Origin of the sequence: Methylosinus sp. PW1 (genome assembly GCF_000745215.1) — a bacterium.
Classification (GTDB): domain Bacteria; phylum Pseudomonadota; class Alphaproteobacteria; order Rhizobiales; family Beijerinckiaceae; genus Methylosinus.
Genome location: NZ_JQNK01000003.1, coordinates 1 through 14975 on the forward strand (window position 1 = coordinate 1; position 14975 = coordinate 14975).

Consider the following 14975-nt stretch of genomic DNA (forward strand, 5'->3'; position numbering starts at 1 on the left):
ACTCGCAGCCCATCACGTATCCTGCTCAAAAAACCGGGTTCATGCCCTCATTTTGTCCGCGCACGCTCAGCCGGATAGTGCGAGCAAATTTCTGATGCGACCTCGCGGCGTCTGATCGTGCCCCGTTCGGGAGCACGCTTTCCGGCCACTAGTCCTGCGACGCCTGCGATCAAGACATCGTCTCGCGTCGCGGCCGCCGCGGCGACGCCGACGATCAAGCTCGCCGTTGAAACGATCCCGTCGTTGGCGCCGAGCACTGCGGCTCTTAGCCAACCGATGCGATCGACGAGGTGTCTCTCTCTCTGTGCAAGTGAAGACGGCGGCATTCGAAATACCTCGTTTGGGTTACCGAGTCATCACTCGATACGTTGAGCCTAGGGAGCCCTCGCCGCGGTGACACGGGGGCGTCATTCGAACAATTGAGCGCCCGACAAGGGGCGCTCTATGTTTCACCTCCGCAAACTCGGAGGCGACCGGCCTCGTTAGCGAAGAATAGCGGGAAGCAGCATCCGTTTGGTAAGCGCTGTTTTTCTCCCACCTGTTTTGAGTGAGTGGGAGCGACGATAATCGGAGCGATAGGGGCTCCGACACATGTCGATTTCAGAGCGTAAACATATGTCGGAGCCTGAAGCGGCTCCGACGCGGCGGATCGAGGTTTTCACGGGCGCGGGGCGTCGGAGGACGTGGGGCGCGGATCAGAAGGCGGCGATTGTCGCCGAGAGCTTCGCGGAGGGCGCGAGCGTTTGTGAAGCGGCGCGGCGGCATGGTCTGACGCCGCAGCAGCTTTTTACGTGGCGTCGTCAGGCGCGCAAAGAGACCGAGGCTCGCAAGGACGCAGGCGCGCCACCATTGTTCGTTCCCGCAATCATGCAAGGGCCAGCGCCGCGTCGCCGGTGAAGCGCAAACGACGCGCCCTGCGCGCGGAAATCGATTCGGCGCCGACGATCGAACTCGAAGTCGATGGCGTCACGGTTCGGGTCGAACGCGGCGCGCAAACGTTCGTGATCGCCGCCACGACGGTGGCGCGGTCCTTTGTGACGCCGCTCGCGAAGGAAGCCAGGAGGCCTGGTTTTGCACGGTCGATCCAGCTGTCGAGGTCGTCGCCGGCTTTCTTGCGGATCATGGCTTGAAACGCGGCGACGGCGGCGCGTGCTTCGACAAGCGCAGGAACGCTGTCCTCAATTGCTGCGATTGTGAGTGTCTCCGTCTTGGACAACGCGTCTCGGCCACTTCGTCATCAGGCGCGCAATGGTCCTCGCCGAGGGCGTTCGATGCAAGCCAACCGCGTCCATCTTTTCCGAGCGGCGGCGCCGGCCCGCCCATTCTGGAGACGACGCGCAAGGATCCACGAAACCCGGCAGCTTGGAGACGTCGCCACAGTTCAGCGCCATTGTGACAGCCGGCGGCCCATTGCGCGTCGAGCCATGGAAGATGCGGCTCGAGTGAACTCTCCCGCGTATGGAAAACTTCCGAGCGCTGGCCACGCAGAATCTTTCGGAACGAGCCCTGGCGACTATGGCCCGTCTCCCGCACGATCTCTTTGATCGACGCGCCGAGCTCGGCCAGCGCAAGAATAGCGGCGTTTTACTTCTTCGCGGCGCAGATAGCCCTCGTATTGAAGCTTCTCCGCGCGGTGAGCAGTGCCGGGTCGACGAGCGTCGCTCCGAGCGCGGATCGTATGCAGCGCATCGATTTACGCACGGCGCCGAGGAAGGCGGCACTGGCGTTTTCCATCAGATGCCAGCGGTCGGCAACCTGAAGAGCGCCGGAAGCGCCCTGCTGGCGGCGAGCGCAAAGCCGCCACCGTGATCTCGCGCGACAATGGCTATTTGCCGCTGTCCGGCGAGCCATGCCTACGCTGTTGCCGGCTCCCGATCGCGTAACATCTTGATCGGACGACGGCGCTCAAGATCGCAAATGATCGCCCCATAGCGCTGATTGCGTTTCCACGCCCAGTCGTCGATGCCGATTACGGTCGGCGGCGGCGGCGACGGCCAACCCCTGCAGCGCACGACCCGGAGCAGCGTATTAGCTGACCGGCATCATGAGGCGCCGGGCTAGACCCACAGCCGGTCGGCCGCCGAGCGCGAGGGCCAGATGACGGACGACGTTTTCGAAGCGGGCGGTTCGCCGACGCGGGCAGCGATAATGTCATCACCGACATCGCTCGGTGAAAATGGATCGGCGACATGTCGGCGTCACGCAACGGAAGCGCCGCGCGGTCAGGGAGATGCGAACCACGCGCCCCGCGAGCGGCAAATCCGAAAGCCGTCTCGAGTAGTGGCTGTGAACGCGCCTGGAAATCGAACCACAGTCCGGACATGTCCTCGTCGCGGCGATGGCGCGCGCCTCGATCGCCGTCATCGCACCCTCAATCGAAACGCTCTCGACGCGGAACCCTGACGGAATGATTGCCGAAGGACGCAGAACAGTCGTCATGGCGCTGATTCCCTGTGAAACCAGCGCCACTCGGCGCCGCAAGTGCATCAGAAGTGTGTCAGAGCCGTGTGTTGCCCCCCGATCGGCGCGGGGGCCACAATAATATACAGGAGCAATCAACGGCTTGGCTGCCTGACCCCTTGCCGATTGGGGGGTCAAAGCGTCGAGCCGATTCACACCTAAAGCTTGCCGGACTTTTCGAACAGCTCATCGGCGTTCGACCAATTGATTGCCGATAGCACGGCTTTTACATAGTCCCCAGCCCTGGCGCCGTAGTCCATGTGATAGGAATGCTCGTACATGTCGAGGACGAGCAGCGGTTCGCCACCAGCGACGACCTGAGTGTGATCGCTCGCCCAGGAGTTGACGAGTTGCTTTCCACGCCGGTCGTTGGCGAGAACAACCCAGCCCGAGCCGCCGCCGAGCGCCTTGCCAATCCCGACGAATTCCGAACGCCAACGATCGAAGGAGCCGAAGTCACGCGTGATCGCGCGGCCAATGCGGCGCCTGGCGCATTCGCCTCGCCGAGCCCGGCGAAATAGATCTCATGGAGGATCATGGAGTTCGTCGCGATCAACTCCTCGCGCTTCAGTCCGTTGATTTCGAATCCAGCAGCCTTGTCGAAGTCGAGCGCGGCGAGCTTCTCGGCGATGGCGTTGAGCCGCTTCACTGCGCCGATATAATTGTTCTCGTAATGGGAAACGAGAATCTTTTCCGACAATCCTTTGATGGTCTTGGGGTCGAAGGCCAGCGGCTTCGGCGTGTAGACGATGTTCTTCTTGGTGGCCGTAGGCTCTGCGGCCTGGGCCGACCCCAGCATTGCGGTCGCACCGGCTGCCGCGCCGAGGAATAGTCTGCGGTCGAATTCATTCGTCATTTGCGTACTCCTTCGAGATGATCACATACATTTCGCTATTTCGTGACAGCCCCCGCGCCCTTCGAAGGCCGCGCTCGCGGTCGCTGCCCCGACGACGAAGAGCAGAACGCCGCTCGCGGTGCAGACGACGAGCGTACGTGGAACGCCGAGATCGAATTTGAAGAGCGCCAGCGCCGCGACGATGGCCAGAAGCAGCGCCAACGCGTCGACGCTCCACGGCGCCGGACCTCGAAAGAGAAACCAAAGCCATGGATGGGGACGGCCTCGCGGAAAAGGATGTGGACGGCGAACCAGATCGCGAGATTGAGGATCACGCCGACGACGGCCGCTGTGATCGCCGTCAGCGCTCCGGCGAGCGCCGCATCGCCGCGGAGCTTCTCGACATATGGGGCGCCGAGAAAGATCCACAGGAAACAGGGAACGAAAGTGACCCAAGTCGTCAGCAGGCCGCCGAGCGCACCGGCAAGGAGCGGCGGCAGGCTTCCGGGGTCGCGATAGGCGGCGAGGAAGCCCACGAATTGCAAGACGATGACCAGAGGCCCCGGCGTCGTTTCCGCCATGCCGAGCCCATCTAGCATCTCGCGCGAGCCCAGCCAGTGGTAATTGTCGACCGCCTGCTGAGCGACATAGGCGAGCACGGCGTAGGCGCCGCCGAAGGTCACCATTGCCATCTTACTGAAGAACACTGCGATCCGGCTGAAGACGTCGTTGGGGCCGAGGCCGATTAGTAGGACAACGACCGGCGCGAGCCAGAGGACGAGCCAAAGCCCCGCGACCTTCACCGAGCTCCCGGCGGAAGATGGAGAATGCCGACGATCCGTGTCGCCGAGCAGGCTATCGTCCTTCGCACCGTGTCCCCCGCCGGAAAACTGCGGGAGTCCGGCCTTTCCGCCGAAATAGCCGATCAGGCCGGCGGAGAGGACGATGACGGGAAACGACGCATCGAAAAAGAAGATCGCGGCGAAGGCCGCGCCGGCCAATATCTTCAATAGGCGGTTTCGCAGCGCACGCCGACCGACGCGGATTACCGCCTGGACCACGATCGCCAGCACGGCCGCCTTGAGACCGAAAAACGCCGCGGCGACGAAGCCGACCTTGCCGAAGACGACGTAAACGAGGCTCAACACCATGATCGCCGCCGCGCCGGGAAGGACGAATAGTCCGCCGGCCATGATGCCGCCTGGCGTTCCGTGCATCAACCAGCCGATATAGGTCGCGAGTTGCTGCGCCTCCGGTCCCGGGAGCAGCATGCAGTAGTTGAGCGCATGTAGGAACCGACCCTCCGAGACCCAGCGCCTCTCTTCGACCAGGACCTTGTGCATCAGCGCGATCTGGCCGGCGGGACCGCCGAAACTCAGAACGGCAATTCTTGCCCAGACGCGAAACGCCTCTGCCAAGGTGACCTCGTGATCGACCTTCTCAATTCTTGCCGGCTCAATCATGCGGTCTTCCCCGGTTTAGTCGCAGGCCAGTTGTGGGGTTCATCCGTCGCGTCGCGGCACCAGCGGTAGAAGGCGTCGTAGAGCGCCATTCCAGCATCGAGCTGCTCGAGATCGTCCGAATACATGCGCGAGAGGCCCAGCGACGCGGCGAGCAAACCCGGCGCCTCGGGGGCGATTTCCAGTCGCGCGGTGTCGGCGCCGCGCACGATGACGGCTAGGCGTCGAAGGGAATCGATCGTCAGGTCCCATTCGTCGAGCATAGTGTCGAAAGTGCAGCGCTCCCCCCGGTGGCTCCAGAACGCGCCTTCGATGTCGAACGCCGCTGCGCCGAAGCGCTCGGCGACCGCCGAAACCTCCGCCGCGGCAACGAAGAGGAAGACTGCTTGCGGGTCGACGAAGCGTCGGATGAGCCATGGACAAGCGATGCGGTCGACCTTGGGACGGGACCGTGTGACCCAGACGGTTCGCCCCTGCGGATCGCGCTTCGGAATTTTTCCTTCGGGAACGACCGCGCCGCCCGACTTGACCCACGCCGCATGTCCGCCGTTGAGCACGTCGGCGGAGGAGGCGCCAGCGTGACGCAACCAAGCCGCGACGCCTTCGGCCGATCCTTTGCCGTTCGCGTCCACCACGATGGCGGAGCGAGCGACGAATTCCGGCGCCCAGTCAGAAACCTCCGCCGCAGGCCGGCGTAAGGCCCCCGGCACGAAGCGAGGATCGGCGCCGTGTTCCTCCTCGGTCCGAACGTCGATGACCGCAGGGCAGTGTGCGACGCCGATGAGGCGCGCGAGCTTATCAGGAAAGATGGAGTTGATTGACGACATGGCGCGCCCTTGGTGGAAAACCGGACGCGATTCTTGGGCATGTCGCCTCATGGGGAGATCGCTTCCCCATGCCGTCGTTTACATCAAATCGGCTCCCGAATGTCAATATGACCGTGACACTCGAGCCGATGTTCGAAGCGTCGCGAGCCACGCAGTACGTGACGTCGATCGATCTGATTTTGCTTTCCGCCCCTCTCGAGTTCCGCTTTCCCGCGCGCTTCGGCATTTCGCTGGAGCGGATCGGTCAGCTACCGCGCGGCTTTGTCGTCGTCGCGACGTCCAATCGTCATTCGAATCGTCGCCGACATGCCGGGCTTTAACGAGAGGTCTGGATTTGGCGCCGTCACGACAAGGTCGTATCTCTTTGCCCCGTCTATGGTCTCTCGTGATAGCGCAAGCTGCGCCACCGTTCCATGAAATGACTGATTGGACATCAAGTCCAAACTAAAGAGAACTTCGTCGCCGGGCCTCACCGCGTCGACCACTGCTTCAGAAACGCTCGCAACTATTTCGACGGCGCCGTGGTCTGCAGCGACAGTGAAAAGGGGCTCCGAAACTCCGTTGATGACTTCATTGCCCGCTACGACGGTCCGAGAAGCGACGATGCCGTCGATCGGCGCGATGATATCGGTGTTCTCGAGATTGATCTGTGCAACTCGAAGCGCTTGCTTCGCTCTCGCGACGGACGCTTCCTCGCGCAGCACTCGGGCTTTCCTCAGCTCCACCGCTCTCTGAGAGACCTCTAGCACATTCGCGGCAGTCGACCTGCGCACGGCGCGTTTCTGGTTGCGCGCATAGGCCGCTTGCGCTCGCGCCAATCGCGCTCCGGCCTGCTCTCGCGAGCTATTCGCGAGCCCGAGGGCGGCCATGCCCTGCTCGACTATCAATCGATATGGCTGTGGGTCAATTTTCGCGCAGAGTTGTCCTCTCTTCACGAATTCGCCGACTTCACAATAAACGGCATCTATCGTTCCAGATACAGTTGCCTTGATCGGTGTCACGGTCACAGCAACGATGACCGCGGGAGCGGTAACCGACGCCACACCTGAAGAGCGTAGGCCGTGGTCGATGCGACGGAAGTCGCGGCTTATCCAATAAGCCGCGCCGCCAGCAATCGCTAAGACGATGAGAAGGCTCGATGAAATTACCCAGAGTCGTTTACGATTCGGAACATTGTCGAGCGCATGTTCAAAACGCGTGTCGCCGTTCGCTCGCGTCACGAGCAGTTTTCCGCCGCCCGCTCCATGCGCCTCACGGCCAAATTGCGCTGCGGCAGTTTCGTATATGTCTTCCTCCTGCAAGTTGTGAAGGTGCACGAGGGATTCGAGGGACTCGATGATCCGCTGCGCATCTCGGACCAGATAAGGTTCAATTTCATTCGGCCGCAGCCCCTCCGACAAGCGCTCGAGGAGCCTCGCCTGATGCAGGATTTCGCGATGGGCGCGGCTCATGGCGTTCAAGCCATGATCGTCGTTGAGGAAGCGTGAAACGCGTGGATAGATCGCGCCTTCGTCCTCCCGTTCATGTTTTACGACCACCGTCTCTACAATTCGATTCGCCTCGAGAATAAAGTCGACGGCGTCAGGCGCTTCGTCGCTATCCAGTGCGTCGGCGATCTGGCGAAGACGCTCGAGGCTTTTCTCTAGATTTTCGTGATCCTCACGCAGAACGCCCGACGCCGCCTCCGACATCGATGACTGATCGAAAACGCCGGATGGAGTGAGCGCCCGCAACGCGTTGAGAATCACGGCGACGTCGATTGCCTCCTGAATGAGCGCCCCCGCGACAGGCGTGACATAGCCGAACGCCGCGGCGATCATCGTCACCCCGGACAGGGTCATTCCTGCAATCATGCTCTGCAAGGCGATCGCGCGCGTGCGTCGAGCGATTGCCACCGCCTCGGCGACACGATCGAGCCGATCAACGAGAATTACCGCGTCCGCCGCCTCGGATGAGGCGCTTGCGCCACGCGCGCCCATCGCCATGCCGACGTTGGCCGCGGCCAGGGCCGGAGCGTCATTTATACCGTCGCCGACCATCAAGGTCGGAGCGATCCGCCTTTCAATGACGACGGCCTCGACCTTGTCGGAAGGAACACGTTCGGCGAGCACCGAGTCGAGATCGAGGGCCGCGCCGATCGTTTCCGCAGGCTCCGTGCGATCGCCGGTCACCATGACAATTCTCGCGACGCCAGCTCTTCGGAGCGCTTGAATTGCCCGCGGCGTTTCACGACGCAGTTCATCGGCGAACAGCAGGACAGAAATCACGCGGCCTTCCACGGCCACGAACACTGTGAGCGCTGAACGCCAGGACGCGCGCCGCACAGCTCGTCGCGCCCATTCCTCCAATCGCCCTTCGCCATGGACCGTTTGGAGGGAACCGACACTGACTCTTCGCCCTTCTATGACACCTTCCAAGCCAGAGCCCAAAACCTCGCGGACGTCTTCAGGCATCTGCAACGAGAGGCCTCGACTGCGCGCCGTCGCAACAATCGTCGACGCTAAGACATGATGCGAGGCTTGCTCGAGTGACGCCGCGAGCCGCAACGCCTCGTCGGGGACAGCCCCGGGCGCAGTCTCGATGGCGACTAGGCGGGCGCCGCCGACTGTCAAAGTGCCGGTTTTGTCGAACATCACAGTGCGGATGCGCGCGAGAGTCTCGAGTGGGCCGCCGCCCTTGACCAATATGCCGCGACGAGCAGCTTGCGACGTCCCCCCGATAAACGCGGCTGGCGCCGCGAGGATCAACGGACAGGGCGTCGCCGCGACGAGGACGGCGAGCGCTCGGATCGGGTCGCCGGAAAACCACCAGGCCGCGCCAGCGACGCAAAGTGTGCTAGGCAGAAGAAGAAGCGCGTAATGATCCGCCATTCGGATAAATGGGGCTTTAGCGGTTTGCGCCGCCGTGACCATTCGAACGATGCCTGCATAGGTGCTATCGCCAGCCCTAGCGGTCGCCTGCATCTCGAAGGTCTCGCCAGCGTTGATCGTGCCGCTGCTGACCGCTTCCCCCGCTTTCCGCATAACAGGAATAGGCTCGCCAGTGAGCGCCGCCTCATCGATCAGAGCGCTGGGGCTCGTGATTTGGCCATCGATCGGAACGACCTCGCCCGCGCGGACTAGAATTTCGTCCCAGACAGCGATCTTGTCGATCGGCACATCCTCGATAGCGCTCGCGTTCTTACGATGCGCCAGACGTGGCGCGCGATCGATGAGGGCTTTCAGATCGCGCTCCGCACGTCCGACTGCGAAATCCTCCAGCAGATTGCCGCCGGCGTACATGATGGCGACAATCACGCCTGCAAAGTTTTCTCCCAGAGCCAAAGCCGCCGCCATTGAAATGAACGCAACGGCGTCGACCCCCATTCGACCGGCAAACAGATCGCGAATGATGGAGATCGCCAAGCTCCCAACGACTGGGACCGTTCCCGTGGCGAAGGCCCATTGCGCCAGTTCGACCTGTCCGACGAGCTTTGCCGCAAGTCCCACCACGAGTCCGGCGAGGGGGATCGCCAAGAGCGCGCGTCGAATGATCCGTTGGTCGGTCCACATTATCGCTCTCGTTCATCCCATCAATGCGCAATTGAGCTCTCGTCCCGCGTCCATGACTTTCCGGCGCTGCACTGGTTTCGGTCGCCATCGTGCCGGCCCAGCTCTCATTTGCGCTCGCGGCATCGCCGTTTTGGTCATTCACCGCCCTTTTCCCGATCGATCAGCGGCTCCTCGTAAAGCACTTCGATGACCGTGATGGCGAACAACGCCAGGGGCGCCGCAAGGAACGCGGCCGATGGGCCAAACAACAGCGCGCATGAGATGACCGAAAGCAGTGTCAGAGCTGGCGGCAGGGAGGTCGCCTCCGCTTGGATCAGCGGCGTGATGAAATTGCCTTCGATGAAATGAACTCCAATGTACATGACGATCACAGCTGCCGCGTAATAGGGGCCTTGCGCCAAGGCGAATAACGCGGCCAGCACGGCCGTTATCACCGATCCTATATAGGGAACGAAGGACATCAGTCCCCCGACGAGACCAAGCACGAACGCAGCCCTGACGCCAAGAGTCCACAACCCCAGTCCAGAGAGTACGCCGACTGTGGGCCATTACCGCCAGCTGGCCGACGAGCCAGCGACCAAGAATAGCCGCGGTCGCATCGAAGAGCCGCGACATTTTCATCCGAGCACTCGAAGGGAGTAGGCGTAAGACCCCCGACCGATACCGCTGTGGCTGCCCCGCGAGATAGATCGAGACTATTGCCATCACGACGAGCGATCCGGCGGTTCCCAGGAAGGACTTGAGGATGGGCGCCGTCGCCTTTGCGATCCACCCCGTAGGCCCCGAAAAATCCGTTACCTCGAGCTTAGAAAATAAGTCGCGCACATAGGGGCGAGCTTCGATCTGATTTGTAAGCCATTGTAGACCATCCGGAATTTTCTTCGTCAGTTCGTCCAACTGCTCAATGATCGTCGCGCCAAAGAACCAGCCTACTGTTCCAACAAGGGACAGGCCAATCAGCACGACCAGCAGCAAACCGAAGGCGTATCTAATTCCACACTTGTTCCCGAGAAAGCGCGCCATCGCGCTCATGCCGTTGGACAGCACCAGCGCGCCAAACAGAATGATAATGACCTCGCGAAGCACCCAGGTCGCCAGCGCCGCGCCAACCATTGCGAGTACGATAGCCACCTTGCTGATGAAAGGCCCGATCGGGGCGACCATCGAGGTTTGGTCCGCTAATCGCATAAATACCTACGCTCCAGAATGGTTGCGGGATCGCGTACGTTTCGGTGTTTGATTTCGATTTGTATCGTTCGCCCATGTAAATAGAAGATGACACGGGCCCTATCGTCGGGAAGATGGATCGTAGCGACCTCTACGTCCAGGGGTAGGTGCTGTCGGTTACTCGGCGAAGGGATTCCTCTCTCAATCCGCCGATTTAGTTACCGCGGGTTCACCTCAAAGGGGTCACGGTTCGGACCCGGTCATACTCTTCCTGCGCCGAGTTCTCCCGCCGCGGTGTAACCGCAAGCTACCAGAAGGCCGGTCAAATCGCTTAATGCACGGCTGCGGGGCAGGTCTTCGGTCGGGTCGAAGGCTGCGGGACCTCCTTGCGAAGATGGCGGAAGCGCGTCCGTCATAAAGCGGCGGCGGCCACCGCTTTTTGGGGGTAAGCGTGATCTGAGGACCGCGTGTCGCTATGCGGCGGCCGCTTGCGACATTTCACGCTTCCACTTCCAGGGAAGGAGATCGTCGATCCGGTTGATCGGGTGATCGGCGATGCGAGCGATGACGTCGGCGAGCCAGGCTTCTGGATCGACGTCGTTGAAGCGCGCGGTTTCGATCAGCGTATACATGATCGCCGCCCTTCGCCCGCCTTCGTCCGAAGCGGCTTCATAACGCCCGCAATCTGGGGCGTGAGGTCGAGGTCGCCTATCCGTTCCATCCATTGTCTGGCCGGCGAGCATTCGTGGTCGCCGAGCAAATCCATAACGGTTGTAGTCACTTAAGACTAACTTCCGGCGACAACGGCGAAACATTTCTGGTTCCGGCTTGGATGGTCGAATCGGAAGCGTCGACGATCGGCATCGTCGACCTGGTGAGGTTTCCAGTTGCGCAACTGCTCGAGTTACGAGCGTTCCTCGATTCGGTTTTAGCCTCCGACTTACGGGTTGGTCCCGAAGGAGGCGCCGATGGCAACGCAATTGGAGAACTCGCAGGCAGACTTGTTCGAGGCGACGCCGCCGAAAAGATCACCAACGTTTCCGCCAGCGCAGCGGACGCAACTCTTGGAGCAGATCCAAACCCTATTGAACGAAGCGATGACGGCGGGCGATACGAGGGAGACGGGCGATGAGCAAGATCGGCCCTGATCATCTCGCGCGCAGCGCGATCGTTTACGTTCGGCAATCATCGGCCTTCCAGGTCGCACAGAACCTGGAGAGCCAGCGACGACAATACGGCCTTGCCGCTCGCGCACGCGAACTCGGTTGGTCCGAAGTGGAAGTGATCGACGATGATCTCGGCCGGTCCGGAGCCGGAGGCCGTCGTCCCGGCTTCGAAAAGCTCCTGGCCGCGATTTGCGAAGGTCGCGTCGGCGCCGTGCTCTCTCTGGAGGCGTCGCGACTTGCGCGCAATGGCCGAGACTGGCACACGCTCCTCGAGTTCTGCGGACTGGTCAGCGCATTGATAATCGACGAGGACGGCGTCTATGATGCGGCGTCGCCCAATGACCGCCTCCTGCTCGGCATGAAGGGTACGATGAGCGAGATGGAGCTGTCGGTCTTTCGGCAGCGCTCGGTCGAAGCGATCAAGCAGAAGGCGCGGCGCGGCGAGCTCTTTCTGACTGTGGCGGTCGGCTACGTAAAAGCCCTCGGCGACCGCATCGAAAAGGATTCCGACCGTCGTGTGCAGGAGGCTGTCGCCCTGGTCTTCCGCAAGTTCGCGGAGCTTCAAACGATCCGCCAAGTTTTGGTGTGGTGCCGGGACGAGAAAATCTCGTTGCCGGCTCTGGGTGTGGGACCATCCGCCGAAAGAATCGTCTGGCGGCTGCCGGTGTATCCAACGCTTCACCACATGCTGACCAACCCGGTCTACGCCGGCGCCTACGTGTTCGGCCGCCGAACCGCCCGCGTGACCATCGAGGATGGACGCAAGCGCGTCGTCAGAAGCATGCAACGCGACTGGCGGAGCTGGGAGACTTTGATCCGTGACCATCATGACGGTTATATTAGCTGGGCGGAGTTCGAAAGGAACCAACGACTGATCGCCGACAACGCCAATGGAAAGCGTTTCATGAGTCGAGGCGCCGTCCGGTGCGGCGAGGCGCTGCTACCTGGCATTTTCCGCTGCGCGCGATGCGGAAAGAAGCTTCATGTAAGGTATAGCGGCAGGCAAGGTGCGCAGAGCTATCGATACGAATGCGTGGGAGCCTTCAGTCACCTAGCCGCGGCGCGATGCATCACCTTCGGCGCCATGCGCGTCGATCGCGTCGTCGCAAAGGAAGTGCTGGATCGCCTGCAACCTCTTGGCGTCGAGGCGGCGCTCGCCGCGATCGAGGCGCGTGGCCAACAGAAGTCCGATAAAAAGCACCAGCTGGAGATGGCCTTGCAGCAGGCCCGTTATGAGGCCGCTCGCGCGCAGCGCCAGTATGATTCGGCCGATCCGGAAAATCGGCTGGTCGCCGGGGAGTTGGAGCGTAGATGGAACGAGCGTCTCGTCGCGGCGCGTGATCTGGAAGGCGAACTCGAACGGTTCGACCAAGACAAAGGGCCGGCTCTCACGCCGGAGGATCGCGAGCGACTCATGTCTCTTGGTCGAGATCTCCGGCAGGCGTGGGAAAGCCCGGGAACAACGTCGGAGACACGCAAAAAAATTCTTCGCACCGTCATTTCCGAGATCGTCGTCGATGTCGTCGGCGACAAATTGCAGATGATCGTCCACTGGCAGGGAGGCGACCACACCAATTTGACAGCAAAGAAAAACCGCGCCGGCCACACACGTTGGACGACTGACGGTGACATCGTCGATCTCGTGCGTGCCTTGGCGCGGCAGATTCCAGACGAGACAATCGCAGCTTTGCTGAACCGCTCTGGCAAAAAGACGGGGCATGGCAATAGTTGGACTCGGGAACGCGTCTGCTCGCTGCGCAAACAGCATGGAATCGCAATCTATCGTGAAGGCGAGCGCGCGGAGCGTGGCGAGGTCACGCTCGACGAGGCGGCTGCTTCGTTGGATATCAGCGCGACCACGATGCGCCGACTCATCATGGAAGGAGCTATTCCGGCGACCCATGTTTGCAAAGGCGCGCCGTGGATGATCCGTCGCGCGGACATCGAAAGTGACGCGATCGGCCGTCAGGCCGCAGCGCGCAGATCACGACGTCCGCCGCCTGATGACCGCCAGCATAATTTGCTCGATATTCCAGAGACATGATGAGGTGAGCAGTATGACGCGCCATCGTCGGAACCGGCGAAGAGATAGTTTTTTCTGCCCAATGTAAGGGGTCTGATGGCGCGTTCGGCGGCATTGTTCGTCATTTCGATACGCCCGTCGTCGACGTAGCGGGTCAAGGCCGTCCAGCGGGAGGTCGCGTAGCGGATGGCCTTTGCGAAGTCGCTCTTGCCGCTGATTTTGGCCAGCGTCGCGTCGAGGAACGCGCGTAGCTCATCCAGAATGGGACTCGCCCGCTCGCGGCGCGCGGCGACGCGCTCGGCCGGCGGTCTGCCTTTGACGCCGGCCTCGATGGCGAAGAGCCGCGCGATGATGTCGAGCGCCTCGGCCGCGGCCGGCGATTTCGTTTCGACGTGCACGTCGTAAATTTTGCGCCTCGCATGCGCCCAGCAGGCGACCTCCTTCAGCGGCGCCGGCGCGCCGGTTTTCGGATCGGCTTCGTAAAGGCCGCCGAAGCCCGTATAGCCGTCGGCATGGAGATGGCCGCGACAGCCCTTCAGCAAGGCATGAGCGTGCTCGGACGTGCGGTCCGCCGAGTAGAGGTAGAAGGCGGCCGGCGGCGCCGTCGACCCATAGGGCCTTTCATCGCGCACCGCGGTCCACAATCGGCCGGTCTTTGTCCTGCCGCGCCCCGGATCGAGCACGGGAACCGTCGTATCGTCCGCGTGGACGGCGGAGCCGGCGCGCACGTGACGCGCGATGCGCTGGGCCAACGGCTCCAGCAGCGCCGCCATATGGCCGACCCAGCCGGCCATGACCGAGCGGTCGATCGTCACGCCCTCGCGCGCGTAAATGCCGGACTGGCGATGCAGAGGAAGATGATCGCAGTATTTGGAGACGATCACATGAGCGAGCAGCGCCGGCCCCGGCCGTCCTTTCTCGATCGGCAGCGTCGGCATGGGCGCCTGAACGATCGTCTCGCAGGCGCGGCAGCTCATCTTCGGCCGCACATGCAAGACGCGCTTGAAGTGCGAGGCGACGTATTCCAGCACCTCGCGCTCATCGGCGCCTACCGGTCCGAATTTGTTCCCGCCGCAGGTCGGGCAGACGCAGGGCGCGTCGTGGACGATCGTCTCGAGCGGGAGATGATCGGGCAGAGGAACGCGAACGGACGGCTTCTTCTTCGGCGTCGATGACGAAGCGCCGCTCTCGGCCGCTTCGCTTCGCGCCTGCCGCTCGGCGTCGCTCTCCTCCATGTCGCCGATCAGCAATTCGAGCTGTTCGATGTCGCGGTCGAGCTTTTCCGATGAACGCCCGAAGCGCGCGCGCCGCAAAACGGCAAGCTGCATTTTCAGCTTCTCGATCAGCAGCGTTTTGGCGTGGACTTCCGCGGCGAGCGCCGCCGCAAAGCGCCGCAGTTCGGCGGGGTCTTCGGGCAAATCGGCAGCGGCGCGCGACATGATTTCATCTACCACGAAACACGCAGCGGCGCAGCTCCGGAATGGGA

At 62.1% G+C, this 14975-nt stretch carries 10 protein-coding genes and 6 pseudogenes; 4 read left to right on the plus strand and 12 right to left on the minus strand.

Annotated features, from left to right (window positions below):
* Nucleotides 1–119: 119 nt before the first annotated feature.
* Nucleotides 120–326 (minus strand): annotated as a pseudogene (locus K369_RS25155) (VIT1/CCC1 transporter family protein); the annotation flags it as partial.
* 289 nt (nucleotides 327–615) lie between these two features.
* Between K369_RS25155 and K369_RS28110 the strand changes: the two are divergent.
* Entirely contained in the window at nucleotides 616–897 is a 282-nt protein-coding gene (locus K369_RS28110) for a transposase (RefSeq protein ID WP_036287828.1), read from the plus strand.
* On the opposite strand, the gene K369_RS25965 is transcribed toward K369_RS28110, so the two are convergent.
* Entirely contained in the window at nucleotides 866–1216 is a 351-nt protein-coding gene (locus tag K369_RS25965; RefSeq protein ID WP_156967656.1) for a hypothetical protein, read from the minus strand. The genes K369_RS28110 and K369_RS25965 overlap by 32 nt on opposite strands.
* 242 nt (nucleotides 1217–1458) lie before the next feature.
* On the opposite strand from K369_RS25965, the gene K369_RS25970 reads away from it, so the two are divergent.
* Complete coding sequence (locus tag K369_RS25970) at nucleotides 1459–1809, plus strand: hypothetical protein (protein WP_156967657.1); 351 nt, start codon at nucleotides 1459–1461, stop codon at nucleotides 1807–1809.
* Between the two features lie 345 nt (nucleotides 1810–2154).
* On the opposite strand, the gene K369_RS25165 is transcribed toward K369_RS25970, so the two are convergent.
* The 9 genes and pseudogenes from K369_RS25165 to K369_RS25175 all read right to left on the minus strand — a co-directional run.
* On the minus strand, nucleotides 2155–2439 hold the full coding sequence (locus tag K369_RS25165; protein WP_198033005.1) for a transposase family protein: 285 nt from the start codon (nucleotides 2437–2439) through the stop codon (nucleotides 2155–2157).
* 179 nt (nucleotides 2440–2618) lie between these two features.
* Nucleotides 2619–3211, minus strand: a pseudogene (locus K369_RS03330) (superoxide dismutase).
* A gap of 140 nt (nucleotides 3212–3351) precedes the next feature.
* Nucleotides 3352–4758, minus strand: a complete 1407-nt coding sequence (chrA, locus tag K369_RS03335; RefSeq protein WP_371033284.1) for a chromate efflux transporter — start codon at nucleotides 4756–4758, stop codon at nucleotides 3352–3354.
* A complete protein-coding gene (locus K369_RS03340) occupies nucleotides 4755–5582 on the minus strand; it encodes a sulfurtransferase/chromate resistance protein (protein WP_036287832.1) in 828 nt (275 codons plus the stop codon). The genes chrA and K369_RS03340 overlap by 4 nt, the downstream gene beginning before the upstream one ends.
* Nucleotides 5583–5830: 248 nt before the next feature.
* Complete coding sequence (locus K369_RS27480) at nucleotides 5831–6802, minus strand: efflux RND transporter periplasmic adaptor subunit (protein WP_245278077.1); 972 nt, start codon at nucleotides 6800–6802, stop codon at nucleotides 5831–5833.
* A 42-nt stretch (nucleotides 6803–6844) separates the two neighbouring features.
* Nucleotides 6845–9133: pseudogene (locus K369_RS03345) on the minus strand (heavy metal translocating P-type ATPase); the annotation flags it as partial.
* 134 nt (nucleotides 9134–9267) lie between these two features.
* Nucleotides 9268–9660, minus strand: a pseudogene (locus tag K369_RS27900) (AI-2E family transporter); the annotation flags it as partial.
* Between the two features lie 28 nt (nucleotides 9661–9688).
* Nucleotides 9689–10321 (minus strand): annotated as a pseudogene (locus K369_RS28115) (AI-2E family transporter); the annotation flags it as partial.
* 452 nt (nucleotides 10322–10773) lie between these two features.
* Nucleotides 10774–10968, minus strand: a pseudogene (locus tag K369_RS25175) (transposase domain-containing protein); the annotation flags it as partial.
* A 77-nt stretch (nucleotides 10969–11045) separates the two neighbouring features.
* On the opposite strand from K369_RS25175, the gene K369_RS25980 reads away from it, so the two are divergent.
* Nucleotides 11046–11432 carry a hypothetical protein gene (locus tag K369_RS25980; RefSeq protein ID WP_156967659.1) on the plus strand — a complete coding sequence of 129 codons (387 nt, stop codon included), beginning with the start codon at nucleotides 11046–11048 and terminating at the stop codon, nucleotides 11430–11432.
* Entirely contained in the window at nucleotides 11429–13510 is a 2082-nt protein-coding gene (locus K369_RS03365; RefSeq protein ID WP_051948924.1) for a recombinase family protein, read from the plus strand. Before K369_RS25980 ends, K369_RS03365 begins: the two co-directional genes overlap by 4 nt.
* Here the strand turns inward: K369_RS03365 and K369_RS03370 are convergent.
* On the minus strand, nucleotides 13432–14928 hold the full coding sequence (locus K369_RS03370) for an IS66 family transposase (protein ID WP_371033285.1): 1497 nt from the start codon (nucleotides 14926–14928) through the stop codon (nucleotides 13432–13434). The genes K369_RS03365 and K369_RS03370 overlap by 79 nt on opposite strands.
* Between the last annotated feature and the right edge of the window lie 47 nt (nucleotides 14929–14975).

Coding starts and splice junctions, on each gene's coding strand:
- K369_RS28110 (WP_036287828.1), top strand. CDS start 616: ATGTCGGAGCCTGAAGCGGCTCCGACGCGGCGGATCGAGGTTTTCACG.
- K369_RS25970 (WP_156967657.1), top strand. CDS start 1,459: ATGGAAAACTTCCGAGCGCTGGCCACGCAGAATCTTTCGGAACGAGCC.
- K369_RS25165 (WP_198033005.1), bottom strand. CDS start 2,439: ATGACGACTGTTCTGCGTCCTTCGGCAATCATTCCGTCAGGGTTCCGC.
- chrA (WP_371033284.1), bottom strand. CDS start 4,758: ATGATTGAGCCGGCAAGAATTGAGAAGGTCGATCACGAGGTCACCTTG.
- K369_RS03340 (WP_036287832.1), bottom strand. CDS start 5,582: ATGTCGTCAATCAACTCCATCTTTCCTGATAAGCTCGCGCGCCTCATC.
- K369_RS03365 (WP_051948924.1), top strand. CDS start 11,429: ATGAGCAAGATCGGCCCTGATCATCTCGCGCGCAGCGCGATCGTTTAC.
- K369_RS03370 (WP_371033285.1), bottom strand. CDS start 14,928: ATGTCGCGCGCCGCTGCCGATTTGCCCGAAGACCCCGCCGAACTGCGG.